Annotated in this window: 27 protein-coding genes and 1 other RNA gene; 14 read left to right on the top strand and 14 right to left on the bottom strand. The window is 56.2% G+C overall.

The window, feature by feature from the left end:
- Positions 1–765: a DUF2182 domain-containing protein gene (locus ACR0K5_RS06215; RefSeq protein ID WP_480629355.1), complete on the bottom strand. Its 765-nt coding sequence runs from the start codon at positions 763–765 to the stop codon at positions 1–3.
- 115 nt (positions 766–880) lie between these two features.
- Between ACR0K5_RS06215 and ACR0K5_RS06210 the strand changes: the two genes are divergently transcribed.
- The 9 genes from ACR0K5_RS06210 (at position 881) to ACR0K5_RS06170 (ending at position 7829) form a co-directional block, all read left to right on the top strand.
- Complete coding sequence (locus ACR0K5_RS06210; protein WP_480628846.1) at positions 881–1612, top strand: FadR/GntR family transcriptional regulator; 732 nt, start codon at positions 881–883, stop codon at positions 1610–1612.
- Positions 1613–1729: 117 nt separating this feature from the next.
- Positions 1730–3130 carry a selenium-binding protein SBP56-related protein gene (locus tag ACR0K5_RS06205; protein ID WP_480628845.1) on the top strand — a complete coding sequence of 467 codons (1401 nt, stop codon included), beginning with the start codon at positions 1730–1732 and terminating at the stop codon, positions 3128–3130.
- A gap of 13 nt (positions 3131–3143) precedes the next feature.
- The gene (locus ACR0K5_RS06200; RefSeq protein WP_480628844.1) at positions 3144–3797 is read left to right on the top strand and encodes a hypothetical protein; all 654 of its coding nucleotides are present in this window, start codon (positions 3144–3146) and stop codon (positions 3795–3797) included.
- A gap of 59 nt (positions 3798–3856) precedes the next feature.
- Entirely contained in the window at positions 3857–4507 is a 651-nt protein-coding gene (locus tag ACR0K5_RS06195) for a TenA family protein (RefSeq protein ID WP_480628843.1), read from the top strand.
- 15 nt (positions 4508–4522) lie between these two features.
- Complete coding sequence (locus ACR0K5_RS06190) at positions 4523–4885, top strand: DUF4345 family protein (RefSeq protein WP_480628842.1); 363 nt, start codon at positions 4523–4525, stop codon at positions 4883–4885.
- A 36-nt stretch (positions 4886–4921) separates the two neighbouring features.
- Positions 4922–5269: a transfer-messenger RNA gene (gene ssrA, locus ACR0K5_RS06185) on the top strand.
- 101 nt (positions 5270–5370) lie between these two features.
- Positions 5371–5802, top strand: coding sequence for an ester cyclase (locus ACR0K5_RS06180; RefSeq protein WP_480628841.1), 432 nt, complete (start codon positions 5371–5373; stop codon positions 5800–5802).
- Positions 5803–6040: 238 nt separating this feature from the next.
- Positions 6041–7294, top strand: coding sequence for a chromate efflux transporter (gene chrA, locus ACR0K5_RS06175; RefSeq protein ID WP_480628840.1), 1254 nt, complete (start codon positions 6041–6043; stop codon positions 7292–7294).
- Between the two features lie 76 nt (positions 7295–7370).
- Positions 7371–7829 (top strand): SspB family protein, encoded by a 459-nt coding sequence (locus tag ACR0K5_RS06170; RefSeq protein ID WP_480628839.1) that lies wholly within the window; start codon positions 7371–7373, stop codon positions 7827–7829.
- Between the two features lie 28 nt (positions 7830–7857).
- Here ACR0K5_RS06170 and ACR0K5_RS06165 read toward each other — a convergent pair whose 3' ends face one another.
- Positions 7858–8433, bottom strand: coding sequence for a hypothetical protein (locus ACR0K5_RS06165; protein ID WP_480628838.1), 576 nt, complete (start codon positions 8431–8433; stop codon positions 7858–7860).
- A 192-nt stretch (positions 8434–8625) separates the two neighbouring features.
- Here ACR0K5_RS06165 and fumC point away from each other — a divergent pair, with 192 nt between their 5' ends.
- From fumC to ACR0K5_RS06145, 4 genes are read left to right on the top strand one after another with little or no spacing between them, the layout of a single operon-like run.
- Positions 8626–10020, top strand: coding sequence for a class II fumarate hydratase (gene fumC, locus ACR0K5_RS06160; RefSeq protein WP_480628837.1), 1395 nt, complete (start codon positions 8626–8628; stop codon positions 10018–10020).
- Entirely contained in the window at positions 10020–10196 is a 177-nt protein-coding gene (locus ACR0K5_RS06155; RefSeq protein ID WP_480628836.1) for a DUF4169 family protein, read from the top strand. The genes fumC and ACR0K5_RS06155 overlap by 1 nt, the downstream gene beginning before the upstream one ends.
- Positions 10193–10414, top strand: coding sequence for a ribbon-helix-helix domain-containing protein (locus tag ACR0K5_RS06150; RefSeq protein ID WP_480628835.1), 222 nt, complete (start codon positions 10193–10195; stop codon positions 10412–10414). Before ACR0K5_RS06155 ends, ACR0K5_RS06150 begins: the two co-directional genes overlap by 4 nt.
- Before the next feature lie 59 nt (positions 10415–10473).
- Entirely contained in the window at positions 10474–11076 is a 603-nt protein-coding gene (locus tag ACR0K5_RS06145; RefSeq protein WP_480628834.1) for a DNA-3-methyladenine glycosylase I, read from the top strand.
- A 4-nt stretch (positions 11077–11080) separates the two neighbouring features.
- Here the strand turns inward: ACR0K5_RS06145 and ACR0K5_RS06140 are convergent, their stop codons facing one another.
- The 4 genes from ACR0K5_RS06140 to ACR0K5_RS06125 all read right to left on the bottom strand — a co-directional run bounded on the left by ACR0K5_RS06140 (position 11081) and on the right by ACR0K5_RS06125 (position 15398).
- Positions 11081–11962, bottom strand: a complete 882-nt coding sequence (locus ACR0K5_RS06140; RefSeq protein WP_480628833.1) for a fructose bisphosphate aldolase — start codon at positions 11960–11962, stop codon at positions 11081–11083.
- Between the two features lie 73 nt (positions 11963–12035).
- Positions 12036–13385: a cytochrome P450 gene (locus tag ACR0K5_RS06135; protein WP_480628832.1), complete on the bottom strand. Its 1350-nt coding sequence runs from the start codon at positions 13383–13385 to the stop codon at positions 12036–12038.
- A complete protein-coding gene (locus ACR0K5_RS06130; protein WP_480628831.1) occupies positions 13382–14584 on the bottom strand; it encodes a hypothetical protein in 1203 nt (400 codons plus the stop codon). Before ACR0K5_RS06130 ends, ACR0K5_RS06135 begins: the two co-directional genes overlap by 4 nt.
- 61 nt (positions 14585–14645) lie before the next feature.
- Positions 14646–15398, bottom strand: a complete 753-nt coding sequence (locus ACR0K5_RS06125) for a cytochrome c biogenesis CcdA family protein (RefSeq protein WP_117869038.1) — start codon at positions 15396–15398, stop codon at positions 14646–14648.
- A 106-nt stretch (positions 15399–15504) separates the two neighbouring features.
- On the opposite strand from ACR0K5_RS06125, the gene ACR0K5_RS06120 reads away from it, so the two are divergent.
- Positions 15505–15738: a sulfurtransferase TusA family protein gene (locus tag ACR0K5_RS06120; protein ID WP_480628830.1), complete on the top strand. Its 234-nt coding sequence runs from the start codon at positions 15505–15507 to the stop codon at positions 15736–15738.
- 51 nt (positions 15739–15789) lie between these two features.
- Here ACR0K5_RS06120 and ACR0K5_RS06115 read toward each other — a convergent pair whose 3' ends face one another.
- From ACR0K5_RS06115 to purC, 8 genes are all read right to left on the bottom strand, one after another.
- Positions 15790–18651, bottom strand: a complete 2862-nt coding sequence (locus ACR0K5_RS06115; protein WP_480628829.1) for a ribonuclease E/G — start codon at positions 18649–18651, stop codon at positions 15790–15792.
- 505 nt (positions 18652–19156) lie between these two features.
- The gene (locus ACR0K5_RS06110; protein WP_050603452.1) at positions 19157–20491 is read right to left on the bottom strand and encodes a sigma-54-dependent transcriptional regulator; all 1335 of its coding nucleotides are present in this window, start codon (positions 20489–20491) and stop codon (positions 19157–19159) included.
- A 12-nt stretch (positions 20492–20503) separates the two neighbouring features.
- Entirely contained in the window at positions 20504–22186 is a 1683-nt protein-coding gene (locus tag ACR0K5_RS06105) for a sensor histidine kinase (RefSeq protein WP_480629354.1), read from the bottom strand.
- Positions 22187–22318: 132 nt separating this feature from the next.
- Positions 22319–22987: a phosphoribosylformylglycinamidine synthase subunit PurQ gene (gene purQ, locus ACR0K5_RS06100; RefSeq protein ID WP_480628828.1), complete on the bottom strand. Its 669-nt coding sequence runs from the start codon at positions 22985–22987 to the stop codon at positions 22319–22321.
- Between the two features lie 11 nt (positions 22988–22998).
- Positions 22999–24042: a zinc-dependent alcohol dehydrogenase family protein gene (locus tag ACR0K5_RS06095; protein WP_480628827.1), complete on the bottom strand. Its 1044-nt coding sequence runs from the start codon at positions 24040–24042 to the stop codon at positions 22999–23001.
- Between the two features lie 4 nt (positions 24043–24046).
- Positions 24047–24277 carry a phosphoribosylformylglycinamidine synthase subunit PurS gene (gene purS / locus ACR0K5_RS06090; protein WP_480628826.1) on the bottom strand — a complete coding sequence of 77 codons (231 nt, stop codon included), beginning with the start codon at positions 24275–24277 and terminating at the stop codon, positions 24047–24049.
- A 115-nt stretch (positions 24278–24392) separates the two neighbouring features.
- A complete protein-coding gene (locus tag ACR0K5_RS06085) occupies positions 24393–25058 on the bottom strand; it encodes a MarC family protein (RefSeq protein ID WP_480628825.1) in 666 nt (221 codons plus the stop codon).
- Between the two features lie 142 nt (positions 25059–25200).
- Entirely contained in the window at positions 25201–25956 is a 756-nt protein-coding gene (purC, locus tag ACR0K5_RS06080) for a phosphoribosylaminoimidazolesuccinocarboxamide synthase (RefSeq protein ID WP_480628824.1), read from the bottom strand.
- Positions 25957–26022: the final 66 nt, after the last annotated feature.

The raw sequence follows: 26022 nt of genomic DNA, 5'->3' as shown, positions 1-26022 counted from the left end.
TTATCCTCCATAGCTTATTGGATAGACGAGCAGGACCAGACCGCCCGTAATCAATGCAAACCCCATTGGTCGAGTCACAGCATGCCCGATCTGGGGGAGTTTTTCTAAAACCATGAACAGGGTTGCGAGACCCATCCACAACAGGCTCATGACACCCCCGACAAAGCCAAGCGCCATGAAGCCCCAGCAACACCCGACGCAAAAGGCACCAAGGCCTAGCCCCATACGCAAACCGCCTACAAAGCCCGTTCTCCAATGCCCCAGGAAATATGTCATCGGAGCATGGCAGACGCCGTGGCAGACCTCTTTCGCACGGGAAAATTGGAAAGCACCCACGGCAATCATCAAGCCGCCAGCGAACCAACCGGACTTGGCAATGCCCAGCATATCGACCACGCCGCCAAACAGCAAAACCAGCTGAATCCCCGTGATCAGAGCCGCAAATCCAACCCAAACTACAAAATACCCGGACAAAACGCCCAGCCACCCGGCACGGGTGCCATTAGCGCTGCGGATCAGATCGTCATAGCTGCGCAGGGTTGGTACAAGCGTCGGCAGCATCATAGCCGCCATCATGATCGCCCACATCCAGAACAGCGGGCCGAATTCGGCCATAGGCATGTACATATCCATGCGCGGATCCATGGCGGCCATTGCCTGCCCCATGGGCCCGGGGCGGCCGATCAAATCAAGGTCCATGTTCCGGCTCATCGAGAACATGACCCACCACGCCCACAGGATCAGGACATAAAAGCCCAGCCACATTCCGCTGCGCAGCCACGTACGACTCACCTAAGCCTCCCGACTCAACTCCCTTGCTTTTCAAATGTCAGACTTTTAAATGTCAGACAAATAAAAATTTGCCCAAGGTCCTCTCAAGATGAAAGCCGCACCCCGGAAAACCGCTGACCTGTCTGCCCAGATCGCCCAAGCCATTCGGGATGCGATAGTGTCTGGTGAGTTGATCGTGGACTCGCGCTTGCCGTCTGAGGCTGAGCTATCCGATCAATTCCAGGTCTCTCGCCCAACCGTGCGTGAAGCGTTGAAGCGACTGGCCGCGCAATCCCTGATCCGCACACAGCGCGGCGCTTCGGGTGGCGCGTTTGTGAACCGCTTGAGCTTTGAGGATGCCTATTCCCAGCAAGTCACGACATCGACCTTGTTGCTATCGATGAATGCGGTCAGCTTCGATATCGCTTGCGAAGCGCGTTATGCTCTGGAAAGGGCCTGTGCGCCTTTGTCCGCACAGCGACGCACCGCAGATCAGCTGGCGACCATGCGTGCGGAAATTTTCCGCCAGTCCCAACCGGGCCTGACCGATGAAGCGTTTTGTGCATCAGACGTGACCTTTCACCGCGCGTTGGTGGACGGGGCTGGAAACCCGGTCCTTTCTTACCAATTGGCGGGCGCGGTGGAAGCGATGCAACCACTGATGAACATGATCACTTTCACCGCGCGGTCCCGCGAGGAGATCATCGGACTGCATGGCCGAATAGTGGACGCACTTGAGGCGCAAAATGCGAATACCGTGGACGCAGCGTTGGTTGATCTGGAGCGTTACACACGACAGCTGGCCCAGGACGTGGCCGAGCGCAAACGCAAACCGGCCTGATGGCCGCATTTGAAGCAGGAATAGAACGAAAGGCAAACGAGCAGGCAGAATGTCATCCGGCACCAAGACCGGAACTCTCAATACGAATTGACGATCAATGACTTACGGGAGGACGTTATGAACAAAAGACCGGATCCTAGTTTTTATCCATCCGCAAAACTGGCGATGGAGGGCCCTGCTGAAACGCTTGCGTTCACGCTGATGCTCAGCCCTGATTTCTCACAACCGGACGGGCTGGCGGTTGTGAATGTCGATCCTACTTCGGACGATTTCGGAAAGATCGTGCATCAGGTGATCATGCCCGAAAAAGGCGATGAGTTTCACCATTTCGGATGGAACGCCTGTTCTTCGGCCCTGTCGCCGCTCAGCGGTCATGCGTTCCTGGAAAGGCGCTATCTGATCATCCCCGGCATTCGATCAAGCCGAATTTACATTGTTGATGTGAAGAACCCACTTGAGGCGAAAATCCACAAGATCATCGAGCCTGAAGAAGTCTTTGCAAAGACTGGATATTCCCGGCCTCATACGATCCATTGCGGGCCTGAAGGCATCTATGTCAGCACCCTTGGTGGCGGCGGAGAGGACGGCACCGATGGCCCTCCGGGTATTTTCATCATGGATTGCGAAACGTTTGACATCATCGGGCGCTATGAAATCGAACGCGGCGTGCAAGACAAGCATTATGATTTCTGGTGGAATTTGCCCCGGGATTACATGGTCAGTTCTGAATGGGGTTTGCCGCCCCAGTTCGAAAACGGAATCGTGGCCGAAGATCTGTTGTCCAACAAGTATGGACACAGCATCCACTTCTGGAATCTGCGCAACCGGACCAACATCCAGACCATAGATCTGGGCGAAAACCACCAGATGGCTCTGGAAATCCGCCCGGCCCACGACCCTGTCAAACAATATGGGTTCTGCGGTGTGGTCGTGGACACGACCAACCTGCAGGGTGCCATTTTCACCTGGTGGCGCAATGACGACGGTACGTTCGAAGCCAAAAAGACCATTACTATCGACCCGCAACCCGCTGATCCTAATGATCTTCCTGACCTTTTGAAGGGATTTTCTGCCGTTCCGCCACTGGTCACCGATATCGACCTGAGCCTCGACGACAAATATCTGTACGTGGCCTGCTGGGGAACTGGCGAGATGCATCAATACGATGTATCTGATCCCATGAATCCCACCTTGGCCGGTAAGGTTGAGATTGGAGGGATCGTCAAAAAAACCAAACACCCAAATGGTCAGACCTTTGGTTATGGCCCCCAGATGGTTGAGATCAGCCGCGATGGAAAACGCGTCTATTGGACCAATTCGCTCTATTCCACGTGGGACGATCAGTTCTATCCCGAGGAAGGCGGTGCGGCCATGGTCAAGGCGGATGTTGGCGAAAACGGAGGGCTGACGCTGGACCCGAAATTCTGGGTCGACTTCCCAAGGGGGTATCGTAGCCACCAAATCCGGTTAGAGGGCGGAGATTGTTCAACCGACAGTTTCTGTTACCCGTCGGTCTGAGTTGGAATTTCTGATGACATCAACGGCTGGCCTCTGGCTGGCCGTTGTTCTGAGCGGTGCCTATCACGGGCTCAACCCCGGGATGGGCTGGCCACTGGCGGTATCCTCGGCATTAATGGAACAACGTCAGTCTGCGCTGTGGCGTGCGCTGGCGGCTTTGGCCGGTGGGCATTTTGTAGCTATGCTGGGCGTTCTTCTGCCCTTTGCGCTCATGACGGTTCTGGTCGATTTTCAGAAGGAAATCCGCATTGGTGCTGCGCTGATTGTCATCGGAATGGGGCTATTTATCGCAATCACGCGCCGCCATCCCCGCTTTCTGTCTCGTATTCCCCCAAGCAAGCTGGCTCTATGGTCTTTCCTCGTGGCACTCGCTCATGGGGCCGCCCTGATGCTGGTTCCGATCTATCTGGGCCTTTGTGCTGTGGACGAATTGGATATGGGGCATCAAGCAATTTCTCAGATCATGTCGACAAACGCACTACTTGTTCTTGGCGTCGCGGCATTGCACACGGCGGCCATGATCCTTGGAGGGGGCCTTCTGGCATTTGCGGTCTATCGCTGGCTGGGTTTGCAATTTCTGTCGCGCAGCTGGTTCAATCTGGAACTCATCTGGGCGCTCAGCCTCATTCTGGTCGGCGCTCTTGGTCTTTGGTCGGCGCTTGGCTGACCTTGTACTTTGTTATGAAACGCGCTTTGTCTGCAGCAAGACAAATACGGAGCTTCCGAATGCAGGACCATACCCGCCCAACCGATGTGCTGCGTCTGGGTAAAATCGACGATTGGCAGGCCGCCACAACGCATGCTTTCACGCGTGAACTGGCAGACGGCACCCTGCCCGAGGACAAAATGCGCTGGTACCTGCAGCAGGATTATCAATTCGTGGACGGATTCGTGCGCCTTTTGGCCAGTGCCATCGCGCATGCACCGACCCTCGCTGACAGCGTTCCAGCTGCGCAGTTTCTGGCGGTGATCACTGGCCCCGAGAACACCTATTTCCTGCGCGCGATGGAGGCTTTGGGCACAGAACCAAGCACCGTGCCCGCGCCTGCTACACGGGCGTTTCAGGGCCTGATGGCCGAAGCTGTGGCCTCTGGCCGTTATCAGGACATGCTGGCGGTGCTCGTCGTGGCCGAATGGGTCTATCTGACTTGGGCCAGCCCGGAAAACCCTCCCAAGGACGATCTGCCCTTCTGGTTCGCCGAATGGATCACGCTGCATGCGGGCGAAGGATTTGAAAGCGTGGTCGAATATCTGCGGGGTCAATTGGATAAGGTCTGGCCGACATTGAGTAACTCGGAACAGGCCGAGGTCACACGGCTGTTCCATCGCGCGGTCGAACTGGAACGCGATTTCTTTGACGCCGCCTATGCGGCCTGAGCCAGGGGGGCCGGTATGGTCGCAACTTTGAACGTCATCGCCGCATTGCTAACCATCGGTTTCGGGGCATTCGGATTTCTGGCGCCTGCTCATACGGCCCAGGCATTGGATCTGGCGCCCACCAACAGCACCATGGGCTTCTCCGAGATACGCGCATCAGTTGGTGGATTGTTCGTTGTAACCGGCATAGTGGTTCTGTGGCTGAACAACCCAATGGCCTACGTCATGCTAGGCGTTGTCTATTCCGGAGCGGCTGTGGGCCGGTTTGTCTCGGTTGCATTGGACAATCCGCCTTTGACCAAGGCGCTTATTTTCGGGGGAATCGAATTGGTTCTGGCCATCTGGTTGATCGCTGCCAACTTCAACAAAGCGACTTAACATTCTGTAATCATTAAGTGTGACGCAACCCATTCTGAGTTTGCATCCGCCCATCACCTCACCTATATAAGAAGTGTCCTTCGGGACTATGGACATAAACGCGCTCGTAATAAGCGGATCGGACCCGGGGGCGGTACCCGGCGGCTCCACCAACCATCCTTCGTTTGGGGATTTTGGGGCCGAAACAGGATCGACGAACGTCTAAAGGGGTTAGCTTTGTCTCGGCTGTCTGCCACCGTTATCGGCGAAAATAGTACAATTGCAAACGACAATCGTGCTCCGGTTGCAGTTGCTGCGTAAGCAGTAGCAAGACCGAAACTTAAGTCCTTGCGCCTAGCCGCGTAAGGCGGGGTTCGCAGGTACCTGGCAACAGAAACCTGCATTAATCCCTAACATGTCTGATTTTATTCACCTGCCGCTGTGCGGATTCAGAGTTTGTTCACTCGTTTTTGCCATCCTGCCAGCACTTGGACAGGAGAGCTGGGATGACAAATTCAGAAATACTCAGAACATGGTATTCCGAAGTTTGGGAAAATGGGAACACCGAAGCAATTGATCACCTCTTCGCGCCCAAAACGATGGCTGAAGGGTTGATTCCAGAAATGCAGGTCGGTGCAGAGGATTTCCGCGATCTGGTCACGGCATTCCGCCATATCCTTGGGGACATCAAAGTGGAGTTGCCCAAGATCATCGAAAACGGCGACTGGGTGTCGGCCATTCTGCACGTGCGCACTTTTCGGGCCGACAATGGTGCGCCTTTGCAAGTAACTGGCCAGGTCATGGCTCGATTCAAAGATGATAAGATGGTTGAGGCTTATAATCACTTTGATTTCATCTCCTTTTTTGAGGAACTGGGCCAGTTTCCATCGGACACCCTGCCCGTGTGCATGACAGGACAGCGTCTGGACTGGGCCTGATTTCAAAGCAATCTTGACCCCAATTGCGCTTGCACGGTAGCAAGCACTATAGGGGTCGGATTGCGAACACCCCCAAGGCGGTGCCATAAGTTTCGCATCTATCCGAAACCCCTGGAAACCACGCCATGACACCGCTGCCTGAACCCCTTCGGCCACTAATGCCGCTCAATTGCATGGACCGGTTGTCTGTCCCAGTTCCTGTCTCCAGAAATCGCCGGATAACTGCGTGTATTGGGTTATGACCCCTTCGTTGTCTGAAATGTTCCGCGTGTTTGCCAGAATCGGACTGTTGTCCTTTGGCGGGCCCGCGGCACAGATTTCTCTGATGCACCAGGAATTGGTCGAGCGTCGTCCTTGGTTGGATGAACAAACCTACCTGCGCGCCCTGTCTCTGTGCATGTTGCTGCCGGGCCCTGAGGCGATGCAGCTGGCAACCTATGCAGGTTGGCGTCTGCGCGGCGTCGCTGGAGGGCTGATTGCCGGCAGCTTGTTCGTGTTACCCGGCGCGTTGGTGATCGCGGTTCTGGTTGCACTCTATTCAGCGTTTGGCGATGTTCCTCTGGTTCAGTCGGCCTTTGTAGGTGTCAAGGCGACTGTCATCGTGATCGTCTTACAGGCGCTGCGCAATCTCTCGCGTAAGGCGTTGACGGATCGCGAACATCGGACAATCGCGGTTCTGTCCTTCCTGTCCATTTTCCTGCTCAACCTGCCCTTTCCGGCGATTATTTTCGTCGCCGCTTTCTGGGGGTATGTGACGTTCAAGGGACCCGTCGAAACGCCCACACCCGACAGCACATCGCACCTGGCACGTTCTCTTCGAACGGTTGCTGTCTGGCTGCCGTTATGGCTGGGTCCGCTTTTCGCTTTGAGCCTCACTGACCAACAGCTGCTGAGCGATCTGGGGTGGTTCTTTGCCCGGCTCGCTGTTGTGACCTTTGGCGGCGCATATGCCGTGTTGGCTTATATGACCCAAACGGTTGTTGACCAGTACCAGTGGATCAGCACGGACCAGATGATTGACGGGCTCGGTCTGGCTGAAACGACACCGGGGCCGCTGATACTTGTTACACAGTTTGTCGCCATGCTGTCCGGGCAACTGACCGGTGGGTTTACATTGGCGCTTGCCGCTGGCGCGGTAGCATTGTGGGCAACTTTTGTTCCCTGCTTCCTGTGGATTTTTCTGGCAGCCCCCTATCTTGACCGCCTGGCCACGCGTCCCCGCCTGTCAGCGGCCCTGCATGGTATCACCGCAGCCGTCGTCGGAGTGATTCTCAACCTTTCCGTGTGGTTCGCCTTGAATGTTCTTTTCGAATCAGTGTCTGAAAAATCATGGGGGCCTGTGGCAATCCCCACGCCACAGATGTCGGCATTGAATTTCACCGCATTAGGCCTAACATTCCTTGCCGGGGTCTTGATTTTTCGACTGAAATTAGGGATGGGAACCGTGCTGGTTCTGATGTCTTTCGCCGGGCTGGCTGCACACAATTTATAATCAATCCGGCTATACCCGCCCTTTCGTTTCCGAACAAAACCCCTATGCTGAGCATAACCACTTTTGAGGATCACACATGTCGCAAGGCATCGACTATGGAAACCTGATGCACACCGCCATGCGCGGGTTGATCAAAACCGTGCTTACGGATGTTTCGGAAACCGGTCTACCCGGGGCGCATCACTTCTTTATCACCTTCGACACACGCGAAGATGGTGTGGAAATCGCCGACTGGCTGCGTGAACGCTATCCCGAAGAAATGACGATCGTCATGCAGCACTGGTTCGAGAACCTGGAGGTCGGAGAGGTCGGCTTTGCCATCACTCTGAATTTTGGGGACGCACCAGAACCGCTGTATGTCCCCTATGCAGCGATCAAGACTTTTGTGGATCCGTCAGTGGAATTTGGCCTTCGCTTCGAAAGCCCGGAAGATGAAGTCGAAGAAGATCACATCATCGATGACGTGATCGAAGTCGAAGAAGATGAAGTACATCACGATGCGGATGTCGTTTCACTGGACAGTTTCCGGAAATAGTACTCACCCCCCCCGCCCGGCGCGGGGTTTACTTTTTCGTCAAAAAAGTCTCGACCGACCGTGATTTTTTGCCGTCAATGAACCGTGAAAAGGCAAGATTCAGGCCTCCTTCGGCCAATGTACGATCAAATTGCTGTAACTCGTAGCCGCCATCCGTATCGATAAACAACGAAAAGACGGTCAACGTGTCGCCGACGATGCGACCCCATACAAACGGCTCACCTTTCATCGGGTCTAATGGGACTTCGTGTCCGAATACATTGCGTTTCATCGCCGCCGAAAATACATCCGGACGGTCTGAAGGAACAAAATCAATCGAAAACTTCTGTTCCTTTACACGTCCGTCCAACTTGTACGTCGTCGTCCGCCAACTGACGTTGAAGCCGTTGCTGGTTTCGAAAATCGAAACGCTCATGTCACGTGGCGTCGCAGTGCCGTCCACATCCACCACATCTGCGGAACCGATATAGTCACCTAAGAAAGGAGTTATGTCCGCTGCGCGAGCTTCAAAACTCAGAACCGACAGCCACAGAAAGCAAACTGCAAATATCGCGGCTACTTTTTCAAGCGTAAGGCGATGGAAATTTAGCATTTTGTCCTCCAAGGCGGTTATTCTTCTATTGTAGCCCAGAGGTATCCGCACACAATGCACATTCCCCCCGATTACGATTAAAGTGACACACCCTGCGCCTATACCTTTGACGCCCTTAAGTTTAAGGTGCGCGCAACTGGCCGATTGCGTCACGGCGTTGCTGTGGCTAAACGGCATACAACTGCATACCAGACGGAGTGACCGATGTCTCAAACCCGCACAGAATCCGACAGCTTTGGCCCGCTCGAGGTTCCTGCCGACAAGTATTGGGGGGCGCAAACGCAGCGCTCGATCATGAACTTCCCCATCGGTTGGGAGAAGCAGCCCGTCGCTATCGTGCGCGCGCTCGGCGTGATCAAGAAAGCCTGCGCGATTGAGAACAAGGCGACCGGCAAGCTGGACGCCAAAATCGCGGACGCAGTCATTCAGGCCGCAGGTGAAGTGATCGAGGGCAAACTCGACGACAACTTCCCGCTGGTCGTCTGGCAGACGGGTTCGGGCACCCAGTCGAACATGAACTCGAACGAGGTCATCGCCAACCGCGCCATCGAGATATTGGGTGGTGTAATCGGCTCGAAAGACCCGGTGCACCCCAACGATCACTGCAACATGGGTCAGTCGTCGAACGACACATTCCCAACCGCCATGCATATCGCCACCGCGATGAGTGTCCGTGACGTGTTGCTGCCCGGACTTGAGAAACTTGCTTCGGGACTGGAACAGAAGGCCGAAGAATTCAAGGACATCATCAAGATCGGCCGAACGCACACACAGGACGCGACGCCTTTGACATTGGGTCAGGAATTCAGCGGCTATGCCCACCAGATTCGCCAGGGGGTTGCGCGCGTGCACGCTGCGATGCCGGGGATTTATGAACTGGCCCAGGGCGGTACTGCCGTTGGCACCGGGCTGAACACCCAGCACGGTTGGGATGAAGCTGTCGCGGGTCATATGGCACAAATCACCGACCTGCCCTTCGTGACGGCCCCGAACAAATTCGAAGCACTGGCCGCCCATGATGCCATGGTTTTCCTGTCCGGCGCTTTGGCAACGATAGCTGGCAGCTGTTACAAGATCGCCAACGACATCCGCCTTTTGGGCTCTGGCCCCCGCTCGGGTCTGGGTGAGTTGATCCTGCCCGAGAATGAGCCCGGCTCGTCAATCATGCCCGGCAAGGTGAACCCAACGCAGGCCGAGGCTCTGACACAGGTCGCCGCGCATGTGATGGGCAACAATGCGGCAATGACCTTTGCCGGGTCTCAGGGTCATTTCGAGTTGAACGTCTACAACCCGATGATGTCCTACAACCTTCTGCAATCGATCCAGTTGCTGGGTGATGCCGCTGACAGCTTTACCGAGCGGATGCTGCTGGGCATCAAGGCCAATGAGCCGCGCATCGAGAAGCTGATGAAGGAATCGCTGATGCTGGTCACCGCACTGGCCCCGACCATCGGTTATGACAACGCGACCACCGTCGCGAAAACCGCTCACAAGAACGGCACCACCCTCAAGGAAGAAGCCATCGCGCTGGGCTTTGTGGATGAAGCAACATTTGATGCCGTCGTTCGTCCCGAACAGATGATCGGCCCGAAAGACTGATGGGAAAGCCGGTCAATCTGAACCGGTATCGAAAAGAAAAAGCGCGGGCCCAAAAAAAGGCCCGCGCCGACCAGAATGCTATCGCATTTGGACGAAGCAAACCTGAAAAAGAAAGTGTGAAGCTTCAACAGGAAAAGCATAAACGGGATCTGGACAATCATGAGCTGGATGAATGAGCGGTCGTCCTGTCAAACGCTCTCTGACCCTCAAAGGCCATCGAACTTCCGTATCACTTGAGGATGAGTTCTGGCGGGCCTTTCGCGACATTGCAAATGAACAAGACAAACCAATCAATGTCTTGGCTGCTGAAATTGATGTGAACCGTGACCCGGAAACCGGCCTTGCCTCGGCCATACGCGTTTTTGTGCTGAACTGGTATCAGGGCCGCGTTTAAAACTTGTCAGCCCCCGAACCCGAAGTGTAACCTGCATTGGAACAAAAGGGGTACAATTCATGAGCAACACCATTACCGGACCCGATGGCCAGCAAAGATGTGCATGGTGCCAGACCGCGCCGGAATTCATTGATTACCACGACAATGAATGGGGTTACCCGGTTGCAGATAATCAACGGTTGTTTGAAAAACTGTGCCTTGAGAGCTTTCAGTCAGGCCTCAGTTGGCGAACAATTCTCAACAAACGCGAGAACTTCAGAAAAGCATTTTGCGGATTTGATTTCAACAAGATGGCTAAGTTTTCTGAAGTAGATGTTGAGTGCCTGTTGCAGGATGCCGGGATCATCCGTCATCGCGGCAAGATCGAAGCGGTGATCAACAACGCGCGTTGCGCACAGGAACTGGTGGCGGCGGAAGGGTCTCTGGCTGCTTATGTCTGGCGATACGAGGCTGAAACACCGCCGCCTCCGCAAACGGCGTCCACATCACCCGAGTCTGTGGCCATGTCAAAGGATCTCAAGAAACGGGGGTGGAAGTTTGTAGGTCCCACAACCGTGTTTGCGTTCATGCAGGCCATGGGGCTGGTCAATGACCATGCCGAGGACTGTATTGGCAGAAAAAAAGCGGCGCAGTTGCGCCGCTCTTTCGTCAAACCTGTCTGAAGGATCAGACCGAAGCTTTGAAAATCTTGTCGATGTTGCCGCCCAGGGCAGCATTGAACTCGGCATCTGACTGCTGCTTCGACAGACCTTCGGTCAATGCGCGCGAGAAAGACGCGATCATCTTGCCGTTCTGACCCAGCAGATCACAGGCTTGTTCGGTCGAATAACCGCCCGACAAAGCCACAACACGCAGTACCCGCGGGTGGTCAGCCAGTGCATCATACAGGTTTGCCTTCGTCGGGATCGTCAACTTCAGCATCACGTCCTGCCCCTCGGCCAGTTGATCGAGGTTCTTCAGGATTTCGGCTTTCAGGATATTTTCCGCCTCAGCTTTGGTTTCCGAATTGATGTTCACTTCGGGTTCAACAATCGGAACCATCCCGGCATCGGTGACCTCGCGGGCAACGTCGAATTGTTGGGCAACCACGGCCGCGATGCCATCCGCATTGGCTTCATGAATAACCGAGCGTTCCTTTGTGCCGAATACACCATTGGCCTTAGCCAGTGTCTCGGCCAGACCCGGGATCGGTTTCATCATCTGGACGCCGTTGGCCTGCTCTTCGAGGCCTTTGTCGATCTTCAGGAAAGGCACGATACCTTTGACTGACCACAGATAATCAGCAACCTTCTGGCCATTGATTTCTTCGCCAAGGGTACGTTCAAACAGGATCGCGCCGATCACTTTCTCCTTGGTGAAATCATTCGCCAGAATAATGCGCGCGCGCATTTTCTGGATTTCACCGAACATCTCTGCGTCAGAGGTGTAATCCGATGCCTCAACGCCATACAGCGCCAGTGCTTTCGGGGTCGAACCGCCGCTTTGATCCAGTGCTGCGATAAAGCCTGCGCCGTTGATCATCTGCGCGCGCTGTTCTGCTTTGGCCATAATGTTTTCCCGTTCAATGATGATTCCGATGTCTTCCCCCGCATACAACAGGGCGTGAAGCGATGGTAGGTTGTTAGCGCTCAAACAGGCGTAACCATATCCCATCTTTGGATCGAACCGTCAGATGTGCGACCGGAACAGGTGTTTTCCCCGGGATTGTTTCAAACCGGTAATGACGCAGAAGCATTGACAGGATCAGCGGCCCTTCGACCATTGCAAATCCAGCCCCCGTACAAACACGTGGACCAGCAGAGAACGGGATATAAGCCTCGCGTTGACAGCGCTTGCCGTTTTCCGTGCCCCAACGCGTTGGGTCAAAACCGTCCGGGTTGTCCCACAACCGTTCCTGCCGGTGCAAATGCCACGGGCTGACCACGACTTGCGCACCAACAGGCACATCCCTGTTTCGGAACCGTTCAGGGCACGCGGCCTCGCGAACCATCATGGGCACGGGAGGATAAAGGCGCAGCGCTTCCCGAAACACATCCCGGCTGATCCGGAGTTTTGAAACACAGGCAAATGAAGGGTCATTCAGAACAGCGGCTTCATCTGCAACCTTCTGTTGCCATTCCGGGTAGAGCGCCATCAAATACAGCGTCCAGGCTAGGGCGGACGCACTGGTTTCATGTCCCGCAAGAAAAAAGATCGCGACCTGATCGACCATTTCCCCGGGGTCGAAAAACTTTCCGGTTTCTGGATCTTCCGTGGTCATGATCTTGGTCGCTAGATCATCAGGTGCCGTTCCGTCTTTGATGGCGGCTGCGCGCGCTTTGGTCAGCTCTGCAATCAACCCTCTGATATCGCGTGCGTTTTGTTTGGTCGCCCTGGAATGGAACCGAGGCAGCCACTTTGGCAGTGGAACAAAGGCTGCGAGATTCAGCAAAGGCTGCTCGCGTTGATAAGCTCGGAACTTATCAAACACCTGGCTGGCAATAACGTGATCGATAGGTACGGAAAACAAGGTGCGAAATATAACGTCAGCCGCCACGTGGCTTGTCTGTTCTTCCCATTCGACTTGCTCACCGACATGAGACTGTAACCGTTCCACACACGCCTCGGCCGCGGCCAACATGGCAGGAAATGTGTCTTTCAGCCGTCCGCCTTCGAACGCCGGATCGATGATCCGCCGCTGACGTTTCCATGTCTCACCATTGGTCAGAAATACCGAATTGCCAAGAAGCGGGCGCAAGCCTTCGCTGATCCTTCCGGATTTGGGGAAATCGTCGGGACGTTTCTTGAGGACTGTTTGAACCAGGTCCGGTTGATTGATCATGAACGACCGGAAGAACGGGGTTTTGAGTTCTGCCATCCACGCGCGATAAAGCCGGGCTGGCTGCGCCGACAGAAGGTCCTGCCGGAACAGTTTCAGATAGCGCAGCAGTGAAACCTTATCAGGACGCGGTTCTGGCTTGGGTGGGATCATGGGCGTACCGACGTAAACTTAGACACAGGCGCCTCAATGCGGCTGCCTGAGGCCGCACGATCCCTGAAGCGGTGTTTCAGTGTCAAAGGGCCAGCCGTTATACGGAAATAGTCATAGCTTTCTGGCTTATCGAACGCGCAAAGGTACTGGAAATGAAGTCGAAAAAACCGCCACCGCAAAGCCTTCCAACGCTTTGGCGACAATGTCTGCGTAAAAGCCGCCGACAGGACCAGCGGCCAACGTTTGTCGGCGCCGGCCACTCCAGTGACCGCAACCGGATCACAAAGCGCAAAGGCACAGCCATCCCCGGGGGCCGAAATATCGACCCATGTCAGTTCAGATCGCGTGGACAGGAATTGCAGATCGGACCGCAACTCATGCGCCTGAGGGAGAAAGGAGACCATAGGAACGACCTGTCCCAAGCTGAGGAAGGACAATACTGCGCGTCGCTCCAGCACGTTCGTTTTTCGGATCAGCTCGGCCAGAACAGACACCCCTAGATGCGCGCCCGAACTGTGGCCTACGACCAGCACCTCATCCACATCGGACATCAGCGCAGCTTCGATCGCGTCACGAAACGAGACCAACCTGTCCCGCAGTTTGGCCGGTGTTTTCCCCTTCAACTGTGCCGAATAGGCGTAATCGTGCATCAGGTAATACGCAAATAGCCGGTTATCGACCTTGCGAAACCACAATAACAGCGCGACGGCTGCAGCCACTCCGGGGAACAGCCCCCACCAACCCGCCACAGCTATGCACGCCCAGGCTGCCGCAATCGCCAACAGCAACTGGGACACCAACATACCTACCGGATACAACGCCGCGATCACCGGTCCCTTACGTAACCGCATCAGACGCCACAACGTACCGGTTGAAGTATAAATCCACGCTGTTCGCGCCAATTGCACATAGGTCGCTGGGATCGAAGCCGACATGCTGTCGCGCACGATATCGGACCACACCAGAACCTCGAATTCGGTTTCGACGGTCAGGCCATCTTGCGTCGAGGTCACACTCCACCCGAAACCACCATCCCCGGGCTTTGGGGACATTGCGATCTCATATCCCGAGACCCGGGCCTGTTCCTGCGACTCAGTGCGATACAGCTCACGATACCGCCGAGGCGGTATCGGGTCGTAGCCAGGTATATAGAACACCCGGCGTTTTCGCACCTGCGGCTGATTTTTGTGACTGCTCATGCCTTTACCTTCTGCCGCGAAGGTTAACGCAGGCTTGAGGTCAAGGTAAGGGGTCAGGTGCTCAACCGAAATTTGCCAGCGCGGGGAAAGTTTCCAACAACCACCAACTGAACCGTGTAAACAGGCCCGTGATCAGCATGATCCCCACAAACAACAGCAGGCCGCCCATAACCTTCTCGATCGTGCCCATATACGGCTTGATCCGGTTCATCACGGTCATGGAGCGGTTCAGGAACATGGCCGCCAACAAGAACGGGATACCCAAACCCGCGGCATAAACACCCAGCAAAAGCGTGCCACGTGCGACCGATGCTTCGTTCGCCGCCAGCGACAGGATCGCGCCCAGTTGCGGTCCAATGCAGGGGGTCCAGCCGAAAGCAAACGCAAGGCCAAGGATATAGGCACCAAAGACCGAACCGCCAGAATCACCGGTTTCGATTCGCGCTTCACGATCCAGAAAAGGAATGCGGAAGACATTCAGAAAGTGCAGACCAAAGACAATAACCACCGCGCCAGACAGCTTGGCGAATAGCACCTGATTTTGCAGCACAAACGCGCCAAAAGCCGACGCGGTAAAGCCAAGCAGCAGAAAGACGGTCGACAGGCCCATGACAAAGAACAGGGCCGACATGGTGGCCTTGCGTCGCGCGCGGGCCTCGTCCTGCATCTCATGAATGGTGACGCCACTCATATAGGCCAGATAAGGCGGCACAATGGGCAGCACGCAAGGCGACAGAAAGCTGATCAATCCACCCAGCAGGGCGACGAACATGGCGGGCAGAAGTCCCGCGTCGATGATTTCAATTCCGAACATGTTTCAGCACATATGTGAAGAAGGGCGATCCGTCACGGGGCCAAACAGTCACATCCTCGTGGGTGAAATCTGGACAATATTTCATCTTCGCCCTATCCCGAAAATCATGTCAGAGATTACAGATACGCTGGACGCTTTGGGCCTGTTGTGCCCATTACCCGTCCTGAAAGCCCGCAAACGACTAAAATCCATGCCAGAGGGTGCGGTACTTCAGGTGCTGGCCGATGATCCCGCTGCCATCGTGGATGTTCCACATTTCTGTGCCGAGGCTGGACACATTCTGCTTTCGCAGGAAACTGATGGCGCTCATCAGATCTATCTGATCCAAAAATCCAGCTGACCTATCATGAGATCAAAGAAAAAAGCGGGCCAATCAGCCCGCCTTTTTTGTTTAGTTACCCAGCGACCACCACCCGCGCCTCTTGGGTTTGGCAGGCGAAGGTTCAGGCTCTTCCGCTACGGTTTCCAGCACCGGTTCGGGTGTTTCTTCTGCTGGTGCGTCCGCAACAGATTCCGCCGCGTCTTGCGTCTCGGGTTCTTCTGCGACTTCTACTGACGGCTCTTCCGCCACGTTGGTTTCTTCAACAAATTCCGCATCATCCGCACCTATTGCAGATCGCTCGGCATCAGCCGTTTCCGGCGCTGTCTCGACAGTTTCAGCCGCCACCTCAACTTGCTCTGCTACAACCTCAGCGGTTTCAACCTCGGTGTTTCCCTCAGCTTCTTCAGCCGCAGGCGCTTCCGCCGCCACAGCTTCGGCTTCCGTGGACGTCGCTTCAGCCGACTCCGCAACCTCTTCTGCCACCACGTCTTTCTTGCGACGACGCGGGGCGCGCTTGCGCTTGGGCTTGGCAGGTTTGTCTTCCTCCGACGCTTCAGCATCAGTTGATTCAGCAGCGTCCTCCCCGACAGGGGCGTCACTCTCTGCATCTTCTTGTGCCGGTGCTTCGTCCTCTTCCGAGCTCGGCTCCTGCGCGTCGCCATTGCCAGAGCCTTTCTTACGGCGGCGACGGCGGCGTTTGCGCTTGGGCTTTGCCTCTTCTTCGGTCTGAGCGATATCCTCTTCGACCTCTTCCTCGTCGGACGAATCCACCAGATCCATCAGCGACGCATCAACGGACACGACGGGCGCCGTGGCCTCGGGAACGATCCGGCTGGCCGTCTTGAACTTTTCCATCGAGAAGTCCGGGCTGACCAGATGGATATCTCCTTCGATCCTCACCGAAAGCCCATACCGCGCCTCGATCTGCGCAATATGTTCCCGCTTCTGGTTCATCAGGAAGTTGGCGATGCTGACAGGGCAGCGCACCAGGACTTCGCGCGAACGGCGGCGGGTACCTTCTTCTTCGATCTGACGCAGGATCGACAAGGCCATGTTGTCGTCCGATCGGATTAGACCGGTGCCGTGACAGGCCGGGCACGGCTGTGTCGTTGCCTCGATCATGCCGGGGCGCAGTCGCTGGCGGCTCATCTCCAACAGGCCAAAGCCCGAGATGCGTCCGACCTGAATGCGGGCACGGTCGGTCTTCAACTTGTCTTTCAGGCGCTTTTCAACGGCGGTGTTGTTCTTACGCTCGTCCATATCGATGAAATCAATGACGATCAGACCGGCCAGGTCACGCAAACGCAACTGGCGCGCCACCTCCTCAGCGGCCTCCAGATTGGTCTTCAGAGCGGTTTCCTCGATCGAGCCTTCCTTGGTTGCCCTGCCCGAGTTCACGTCAATGGCTACCAGCGCTTCGGTCACACCGATCACGATATAGCCACCGGATTTCAGCTGAACGGTCGGATTGAACATTCCGGCAAGATAGCTTTCCACCTGATAGCGTGCGAACAGCGGCAGCGCATCTTCGTACCGTTTCACGTTCTTGGCGTGAGACGGCATGATCATCTTCATGAAATCTTTGGCGATGCGGTACCCACCTTCGCCTTCAACCAGAACCTCGTCGATGTCGCGATTGTAAAGATCGCGGATCGACCGTTTGATCAGGTCGCCCTCTTCATAGATCTTTGCCGGCGCGATGGACTCCAGAGTCAGCGCGCGGATCTGCTCCCACAGACGCTGCAGGTATTCATAGTCGCGTTTGATTTCGGACTTGGTGCGCTTGGCTCCGGCGGTCCTGATGATCAATCCTGCCCCGGTCGGCACATCAATGTCCGAGGCGATCTCTTTCAGTTTCTTCCGGTCTGCCGCATTGGTAATCTTGCGGCTGATGCCACCGCCACGTGCGGTATTGGGCATCAGAACGCAGTACCGGCCTGCCAGCGACAGATAGGTTGTCAGCGCAGCGCCCTTATTGCCGCGCTCTTCCTTTACGACCTGTACCAGCAGGACCTGACGTACTTTGATGACTTCCTGAATCTTATACCGGCGCGGGCGCGGTTTGCGCGGGGGACGGATGTCGTCGCTGTCATCCTCATCGGCAACAGATTCAATCGATGCGTCTTTTGACGCGGCGTCAGCGTTTTGATTGTCGTTGCCGTCCTCATCAGAGTCCTGTCCGTCCTCCGACCCTTCAGCAGGCTCCTCCGCTTCCGACTCAGACTGGGTTTCAACCCCTTCCGTTGCTGCTTCTTCGACGGCTTCCGCAACCTCTTCGGTTTTTTCCTCTGCGTTGTCTTCCGACGCCTCGACTGCCCCTTCAGTAACGTCCGATGCGACTTCTTCCGGTGCTGTTTCGGGTGTTTCTTCTACAGCCTCAACAGCCAGTGCATTGTCGTCGTTCGGCTCCTCTACCGGAGTTTCAGCGACGACTTCCATTGGCGAGGTACCCTCGGGTACGTCCACATTGGATTCATCACTTTCGTCCAGATCGATGGTTTCCATGCCGGATGGTTCGGTCGAAACCTCCATCGTTTCAACCGGATCGTCCGATTTCACGTCTGCAGCCTTCGAGCGAGACCGGGACCGGCGCTTCTTGGGTTTGGCCTCTTCAGCCTCATCGCGCGCCTTCATTGCCTCGGCATAGGCGCGCTCTTCCTCCATCAACGCCTCACGGTCGGCAACGGGAATCTGGTAATAATCAGGGTGAATCTCGGAAAACGCCAGGAATCCGTGCCGGTTCCCGCCATAATCCACAAATGCCGCCTGCAATGACGGCTCAACCCGTGTTACTTTTGCTAGATATATATTGCCAGCAAGCTGGCGTTTGTTTTCGGATTCAAAATCGAACTCCTCGACCTTGTTTCCGTCAACCACCACGACGCGGGTTTCCTCCGCGTGGGTGGCATCGATAAGCATTTTCTTAGCCATGTGTCCTTGGTGCACCGCGCCAAACGCGTTGTCCTGACCTGTCCAGGCGGACAGGCGCATTTGGGGAGGTGTCTTGTACGGGCGATATCAGACGGCGCACGGCAGGGTCTGGCGCTGTGGCCCCCTGCCCGTTCTCTCAATCGTTGCGCGCGCGTCATCGCGGTTCTTCTCCGACAGGCGCGTTGATCGCTGCCCGCCCATTTATTCCTTTCGCCCAGGGTTTCCGGGCTCAGGTACTCCACTGCCCCTGTCGGGGCACAATCGGTCTGCTGAACCGCGAGGTCTTGATCCTCAGCAACGGATCAGCAGCGAAACTCAAAGATGCGGGACTTGTGGGCGTCAAAATCGCCCGGCCCGTCCGGACACAATAAAAGCAACCCTGTGGAAAAGACAATGGGCAAACTGCATTCCGCCTTTTTCGGCGCGCAGGATCCGCTTCATCTGGCCTCAAATATCTAGTGGGAGTCACCAGAGGCGATGGGGGCAGAGCCCCCAATCGCAAAGCCTACAGATAATCCGAACGCTGGAGACCATACTTGGCCATCTTTTCGTTCAGCGTTCTGCGCGGGAGGCAAAGCTCATCCATGACTGACGCAATTGAGCCCTTGTGCCTGCGCATCGTGTTGTCGATCAGCATTCGTTCGAACGCTTCGACATACTCCTTCAACGGCTTGCCTTCGGTCGTCATTACCGGCTGCATTTCTTCATGATCCGACATCAAAAGCGACGCGATAGTGCCTGATCCGCGACGCGACTGCAGCACCGCCCGCTCGGCAATATTGATCAACTGCCGCACGTTGCCCGGCCAGGGAGCCTGCAACAGCTGCGCAGCCTCCTGCGCGCTCACCTGGGGCGCGTCGCAGCCGTATTCCTCGGCAAATTGCTCGCTGAGGCGGGTAAACAGGGTCAGGATATCTTCACCGCGCTGGCGCAACGGCGGCATGGTGATGCGTAAAGCTGCGAGGCGATAGAACAGGTCCGGGCGCAGAACGTCTTCTGAAGTCTTGCCTGCTTCCTGCAAGTTTGAAATCGCAACAATCCGTGTTTCCGCAGGAGTGCCCTGTTCGTTCATCACGCTCAGCAGCTTGGCCTGCAACGTGTCGCTCAGCGCTTCTACATCTTCCAGGACCAGCGTTCCGCCGCGCGCCTCTTCAATGGCGGGAAGTTGCGCATCTTCGGGCATCATCGGTCCAAACAGACGTTTGGCCAGCGCGTCTTCTTCCAACGCAGCGCAGGACACCAACACAAATTTTTTGCCTGCACGGCTGCCCACAGCATGAAGCGCATGTGCCACAAGGGTTTTCCCGGTTCCGGTCTCCCCGTCGATCAACACATGCCCGTCGGCCTGACCGAGATCCAGAATATCCTCACGCAACCGCTCCATGACTGGGCTGGCCCCGATCAGCTTGTTCATGATCTGGGTGCCACCGGACAACTCGCGCCGCAGCGCCCGGTTGTCCAATGTCAGACGGCGTGCATTGCTGGCGCGTTTGGCCAGTTCGGACATGCGATCCGGATTGAAAGGTTTTTCAAGAAAATCGAACGCACCGACCCGCATTGCCTCAACCGCCATCGGAACATCGCCGTGCCCTGTGATCATGATTACCGGCAAGGTGCTGTCGGCGCCCATCAGCTTTTTCAATAGCTGAATACCATCCATACCCGGCATCTTGATGTCCGAGATTACGATTCCCGGATAATCCGGACCCAGAACTTTTAGCGCATCCTCCGCGCTGGCAAAGGTTTCGGTGTCATATCCGGACAAAGCAAGCCATTGGCTGATCGATTGGCGCATGTCCTGTTCGTCATCCACAATGGCAATTTTCATGGCCTGTGCCATAGTCATTCCTCGTTATTCCGCGGCCTCAAGGCCGTCGCTTCCCAGTGCTGGCAACTGCATTTCAAACACCGCGCCGCCGTATTGGCCGTTGCGCGCAGTCAGCCGTCCCCCATGGTCGTTCACGATCCCTGACGAGATGGCAAGCCCCAGCCCAACCCCATCTCCAGGCTGTTTGGTGGTATAGAACGGCTCAAACAGGTTCTCGATATCCTCGATACCGTGCCCGTTGTCGCGCACGGTCAGGACCGCCATGTCACCCGCCGCCAGGATGATTTCCACATCCGGCTCTGCAACTGATTTGGTGGCGTCCAGCGCGTTTCTCAAGAGGTTGACCATGACCTGTTCGATCCGCATCCGGTCCCCCATCACCACAACCGGTTCTTCGGGCAGGATCTGAGTGATCTTCACATGGCGCTGGCGCAACTGTGGTTCCATCATCGACAAGGCCGAAGCCAGCGCTTCCCCAAGGTTTACGGGCGAAAACGCATCTGCACCCTTGCGGGCGTATGACTTGAGCTGCCGCGTGATCGCCCCCATCCGTTCGATCAGACCATCGATGCGACCAAAGCTGGCAAGCGCCTCTTCGGGGCGATTCCGACGCAATAGCAAACGGGCTCCGGCCAGATAGGTTTTCATTGCAGCCAGCGGTTGATTCAACTCATGACTGACCGCTGCCGACATCTCACCCAGAGCCGCCAGTTTCGAACTTTGGGCAAGGGTTTGCTCGGCCAAATCCAACGTCTTTTCAACCCGTTCGCGTTCAGCGATTTCCCGCTGCAGCCTTGCGTTCAATGCGCGAAGCTCTGCCGACTCGCGCTGAAACAAGGCCATGCGTAACGTGGCCCGTCGGCTCAGCGCGTAGAAGGCCAGCGCCAGAAGAATCGCAAAACCCATGATTTCCAGCGCCAGCACGCTGTTCACTTTTTCGCGGATCGACGCATAGGTCGTGAACGACGTCATTTGCCACCCGCGGAATGGAATACGTGTTTGTAGCCGCATCACGGCCTCACCTTGCAGGTAGGCGTCGGGTGGCAAAGCCGTCCAATCGGTCGTCGCGCGAATGGCCCGCTGGATTGCCCCTTGCGGCGGTTGACGCAGCAGGGCCGAGCCTTCATCCAGGCCCCGCCAGCGCGGCTCGGTGGACAAAATGATGGTTCCGGTGCTGTCGGCCACCATCACCGCATCCGAAATACCCGCCCAGGCTTGTTCAAACTTTTGCAGATCGACTTCGACGACGATGACGCCCAGGATCTCCGCGCTGTTTTCAAGCCGCCGAGAATAGACAAAGCTGTAACCGCCGGATTCCTTGGGAATGACGGAAAAGATCGTCGCATTTGACCGGATCGCGTCCACGAAATAAGACGTATTCCTGTGCGCCTCGCCGAGTTTGTTCCGATCTGTCGCGGCAACCGTTCGCCCGTCACCATCCAGCAACATCAGCGACGCCGCACCGATTTCTTCTACAAAAGAGATCAAACGCTGCGTTGACAGGGAATAGTCGCTGGATTGCAGCGCCGAAATCAGTGTCGGGTCCCGTGCCAGCAATTGCGGCACGATAGAATTTCGGCGCAATTCGCTCAGCAAGTTGCCCGAGTATAGCGCGAGGCGTAGTTCGGCTCGGTTGCGTGTGGATTCAGTAAACCTGTCTGTCAGCAACCGGTTGGTGACCCAGACCGTTGCAATCGTCGCAACCATCAAAACAAGAACAGCCAGCCGCAACCGCCACCCCAGAGGGGCGCCGCGAAACGGCTTCAGCAGTTTTGACCAGCCTGATCGCACGTCGGAGTTCATGGCCAGACGTTACGCTTGGGCGGGCATGACCTCAAGTCACGCCGCTTCAAACACACCTGATAATGCGCGGAACAGCGCCACCCCGTCGGTGCCGCCATGCCCTTGGTCGGCAGCACGCTCGGGGTGCGGCATCATACCCAGCACACGACGGTTTTCAGAAAGAATCCCCGCGATATCACCGACCGAGCCGTTGGGGTTCTCGGCATAGGTGAATGCGATCCGGTCCTGATCTTTCAACGCCGCCAGCGTCGCGTCATCTGCGAAGTAGTTGCCATCATGGTGCGCAATCGGAATACCGATCACGTCGCCTGCGTTGTAGCCACCGGTAAACACGCTGTCGCTGGTTGCGACTTTCAGGCCCACAGTTTTGCAGATGTATTTCAGCCCTGCATTGCGCAGCAACGCCCCCGGCAGAATGCCCGTTTCTGTGAGAACCTGAAATCCGTTGCAAATCCCAACGGCGTAACCGCCGCGTTCAGTGTGGTTTACCACAGCCTTGCAGATCGGCGACTGCGCGGCAATTGCACCGCAGCGCAGATAGTCACCGTAGGAAAAACCACCTGGAACGCCCACGATATCAATGCCTTCCGGCAGCGCTGCATCTTTGTGCCAGACCATATCGACCTGAAAACCGGCCTGCTCAAAGGCGACCGCGAGGTCTCGGTCACAGTTGGATCCGGGGAATACGATTACGGCTGCGCGCATGGCGGGCCCTCCTACGAGACAAAATCAGTAACCACGGCAACGCCCGGAGGGGTTGGGTGGTCAAAGGCGGCAAGCTCTGCGCTTACCTGGTTCAGTGATATTTTACGCGTGACCAATGGGCTCAGGTCGATCCCCCCGCCCGCGATCAGCGACAACAGCGACGGATAGCGCCAGCTTGGCATTCCACGCGTTCCAAAGACAGAGAGTTGACCAGAATAGAGCACATCCATCGGTAGAGACATTTGCGTGTGGTCCCCTGCAGGCATCCCAATCTGCACCATGCGCCCCATTTTGCGCAGGGACCGCATCGCCGATACGGTCGTTACTTCTACACCAAGCGCCTCAATCGCAACATGGGCACCACCACCGGTGATATCCCTTACCGCCTGCGGAGCGTCACAGGTTGCCGCATTGACCACCGCGTCAGCACCAAGCACTTTGGCATAGTTCAATTTGTCATCAGCGATGTCGACAACCACGACACGTGCGCCAAGCGCCTTGCCCAAAAGCAGCGTGGATATTCCTACTCCGCCGCCCCCGAAAACAGCGATCCATTCACCACCCTGAACCTGCGCGCGACCAACCAGAGCCTGCCAGGCGGTCGTCACCCGGCACCCCAATGCGGCTGCAATCTCAGGCGCGATGCTGTCCGGCAAAGACGTCAGGTTCGCATCGGCATGTGCTACCGCGACATATTCCGCAAATGCTCCGTCACAGGTGAAACCCGGTACAACCTGATCGGGGCAGATCGTCTGATGGCCCTGCGCGCAGTCCGGGCAATGGCCACAAGCCAGAATGAACGGTGCCATCACCCGATCCCCGATGCGCCATCGCGTGACACGTGCGCCGACCGAGACCACCTCACCACAATACTCATGGCCGGGCGTCATGGGTAAGTCGACGTCCGGATCCGAACCGGACCACGCGTGCCAGTCCGACCGGCACACGCCACAGGCCAGCACCCGCACCACAACACCGTCTTCGGCAGGTTCGGGATCAGGAATCGTCGTCACCTCAAGCGGCTGACGATAGGTGATCAGACGCGCGGCCCGCATTCGGTCAGACCAGTTCGATCTCGTAGCGTTCGATAACCGTGTTCGCCAACAACTTTTCGCACATCTCGGTCACATCCGCTTCGGTCGCACCCTCGGCCAGTTCAAGATCGATCACCTTGCCCTGACGAACACCTTCGACCTGATCAAAACCCATTGCGCCCAAAGCGTGCCGAACTGCTTCGCCCTGCGGGTCCAGCACCCCGGTCTTGAGCATCACGTGAACCCGTGCTTTCATTTTGACAACTCCACCTGCGGGCCTCAATCCGGGGCCCATTTCTTTGCGCGGGGGATAGCGCGCCAAATGGCTTTCGACAACCCTGTTTCCAAAGCAGTTTGCCGAAGTATTCCAACTATCCGCCTGCTTTGACCAATCCCGGATAATGCGCATCGATTGCGTGGAACGTGCCGGTCAGAACCATCTCGACCGCGACGGCGACAAGCAGGATTGCCATGATACGGGTCAGAACATTGATCATTGTCTCGCCCAACAGGCGCGAGATCTGGTCTGCAAACAACAACCCCAGCCCCACGATTGCGCAGGCAATCAGGATCGCCGAACCTAAAGTTACGATTTCGACCCCGTCCGACAATTGATGCGAGAAGACTATTGTTATGGCTATCGTGCCCGGCCCGATGGTCAGAGGAATGGCCAGCGGTACAACTGCGAAATTCAGTTTGCGCTCATGCCCATCGGCCATTGCCGCCCGATCACCCTGAGGGCGGTCTTCGGCTTTCAACATCGACATGCCGATGCCAAAAATGATGATACCGCCGGCTATTCGAAAAGACGGTACATCTATGCCAAAAACCCCAAGTACTTCTTCTCCGATCACGACGGCAATCAAAGCGATGGCGGTAACTGAAATCATCACGACGATCGCAACGTGGCGACGTTCGGCGGCCGAGCAGTTCTTGGTCATGCTCAGAAAGATCGGGATGTTGTAAAGCGGATTGAAGATTGCCAGCACGGCAGCCAGAAACTTCAGAAACACCGTCTGATCAAACAGTTCAGCCATTCGAAAACCACCCTGATCGCGCCCTTCAAGGCTGCACGAGGCAAACATGCTCAGGAAACGCGAAGCTGTCAATTTTAACCAGAACGAAAAAGCGCCGCTACAACATGAGCGGCGCTTTTTAGAAACTCGAACCTGGAACCGTTTAGTTGATTAGCGTCGGTTTGGTGACATTGTTGCTGGGAAGGACACCCAGCCGGCGCGCAACTTCGGAATAGGCATCGGTCAGACTGCCCAAATCGCGGCGGAACACGTCCTTGTCCAGTTTCTGGCCGGTTTCGATATCCCACAGGCGGCAGCTGTCAGGGCTGATTTCGTCAGCAACGATCAGGCGCTGATAATCACCTTCGAACACGCGCCCGATCTCGATTTTGAAGTCCACCAGTCGAATGCCCACTGCCAGCATCACACCGCTCATGAAGTCGTTCACCCGCAGGGCAAGGCTGAGGATATCGTCCATGTCCTGCTGGCTGGCCCAACCGAAGGCGGCGATATGCTCTTCGGTCACCAGCGGGTCGCCCAGAGCGTCATCCTTGTAGCAGTATTCGACAATCGGGCGCGGCAGTTGCGTACCCTCTGCGATGCCCAGCCGTTTCGACATCGATCCGGCGGCATAGTTGCGCACAATCACTTCCAGCGGAACGATTTCGCAATTGCGAACAAGTTGCTCTCGCATGTTCAGGCGGCGGATAAAATGGTTTGGGATACCGATCTGGGTCAAGCCGGTCATGAAGAATTCGGACAGGCGATTGTTGAGCACGCCCTTACCGTCGATCACGTCCTTCTTTTCCGCATTGAAAGCGGTGGCGTCATCCTTGAAATACTGAACGATAGTGCCCGGTTCAGGGCCTTCGTACAGAATCTTGGCCTTGCCTTCGTAGATTTTCTTGCGACGCGCCATAAGCGACCTTTCCACTCTGCACAGAGGGATTGAGTCCCCTCACGTTGGCGTTCTCATAGTCCAAGC

Source organism: Ruegeria sp. AB9 (assembly GCF_056542585.1).
This window is presented reverse-complemented; position numbering and strand designations above follow the sequence as displayed.

Bases quoted from the DNA above. Each gene is read 5' to 3' on its own strand.
- ACR0K5_RS06140 (WP_480628833.1), bottom strand. From the start codon at position 11,962: ATGGCCAAAGCAGAACAGCGCGCGCAGATGATCAACGGCGCAGGCTTT.
- ACR0K5_RS06145 (WP_480628834.1), top strand. From the start codon at position 10,474: ATGAGCAACACCATTACCGGACCCGATGGCCAGCAAAGATGTGCATGG.
- ACR0K5_RS06200 (WP_480628844.1), top strand. From the start codon at position 3,144: ATGACATCAACGGCTGGCCTCTGGCTGGCCGTTGTTCTGAGCGGTGCC.
- ACR0K5_RS06190 (WP_480628842.1), top strand. From the start codon at position 4,523: ATGGTCGCAACTTTGAACGTCATCGCCGCATTGCTAACCATCGGTTTC.
- ACR0K5_RS06195 (WP_480628843.1), top strand. From the start codon at position 3,857: ATGCAGGACCATACCCGCCCAACCGATGTGCTGCGTCTGGGTAAAATC.
- ACR0K5_RS06155 (WP_480628836.1), top strand. From the start codon at position 10,020: ATGGGAAAGCCGGTCAATCTGAACCGGTATCGAAAAGAAAAAGCGCGG.
- ACR0K5_RS06115 (WP_480628829.1), bottom strand. From the start codon at position 18,651: ATGGCTAAGAAAATGCTTATCGATGCCACCCACGCGGAGGAAACCCGC.
- ACR0K5_RS06110 (WP_050603452.1), bottom strand. From the start codon at position 20,491: ATGGCACAGGCCATGAAAATTGCCATTGTGGATGACGAACAGGACATG.
- chrA (WP_480628840.1), top strand. From the start codon at position 6,041: ATGACCCCTTCGTTGTCTGAAATGTTCCGCGTGTTTGCCAGAATCGGA.
- ACR0K5_RS06105 (WP_480629354.1), bottom strand. From the start codon at position 22,186: ATGGTTGCGACGATTGCAACGGTCTGGGTCACCAACCGGTTGCTGACA.
- ACR0K5_RS06125 (WP_117869038.1), bottom strand. From the start codon at position 15,398: ATGTTCGGAATTGAAATCATCGACGCGGGACTTCTGCCCGCCATGTTC.
- ACR0K5_RS06215 (WP_480629355.1), bottom strand. From the start codon at position 765: ATGTGGCTGGGCTTTTATGTCCTGATCCTGTGGGCGTGGTGGGTCATG.
- ACR0K5_RS06135 (WP_480628832.1), bottom strand. From the start codon at position 13,385: ATGATCCCACCCAAGCCAGAACCGCGTCCTGATAAGGTTTCACTGCTG.
- ACR0K5_RS06180 (WP_480628841.1), top strand. From the start codon at position 5,371: ATGACAAATTCAGAAATACTCAGAACATGGTATTCCGAAGTTTGGGAA.
- purC (WP_480628824.1), bottom strand. From the start codon at position 25,956: ATGGCGCGTCGCAAGAAAATCTACGAAGGCAAGGCCAAGATTCTGTAC.
- ACR0K5_RS06130 (WP_480628831.1), bottom strand. From the start codon at position 14,584: ATGAGCAGTCACAAAAATCAGCCGCAGGTGCGAAAACGCCGGGTGTTC.
- purS (WP_480628826.1), bottom strand. From the start codon at position 24,277: ATGAAAGCACGGGTTCACGTGATGCTCAAGACCGGGGTGCTGGACCCG.
- ACR0K5_RS06095 (WP_480628827.1), bottom strand. From the start codon at position 24,042: ATGCGGGCCGCGCGTCTGATCACCTATCGTCAGCCGCTTGAGGTGACG.
- ACR0K5_RS06085 (WP_480628825.1), bottom strand. From the start codon at position 25,058: ATGGCTGAACTGTTTGATCAGACGGTGTTTCTGAAGTTTCTGGCTGCC.
- ACR0K5_RS06170 (WP_480628839.1), top strand. From the start codon at position 7,371: ATGTCGCAAGGCATCGACTATGGAAACCTGATGCACACCGCCATGCGC.
- ACR0K5_RS06120 (WP_480628830.1), top strand. From the start codon at position 15,505: ATGTCAGAGATTACAGATACGCTGGACGCTTTGGGCCTGTTGTGCCCA.
- purQ (WP_480628828.1), bottom strand. From the start codon at position 22,987: ATGCGCGCAGCCGTAATCGTATTCCCCGGATCCAACTGTGACCGAGAC.
- fumC (WP_480628837.1), top strand. From the start codon at position 8,626: ATGTCTCAAACCCGCACAGAATCCGACAGCTTTGGCCCGCTCGAGGTT.
- ACR0K5_RS06205 (WP_480628845.1), top strand. From the start codon at position 1,730: ATGAACAAAAGACCGGATCCTAGTTTTTATCCATCCGCAAAACTGGCG.
- ACR0K5_RS06210 (WP_480628846.1), top strand. From the start codon at position 881: ATGAAAGCCGCACCCCGGAAAACCGCTGACCTGTCTGCCCAGATCGCC.
- ACR0K5_RS06150 (WP_480628835.1), top strand. From the start codon at position 10,193: ATGAGCGGTCGTCCTGTCAAACGCTCTCTGACCCTCAAAGGCCATCGA.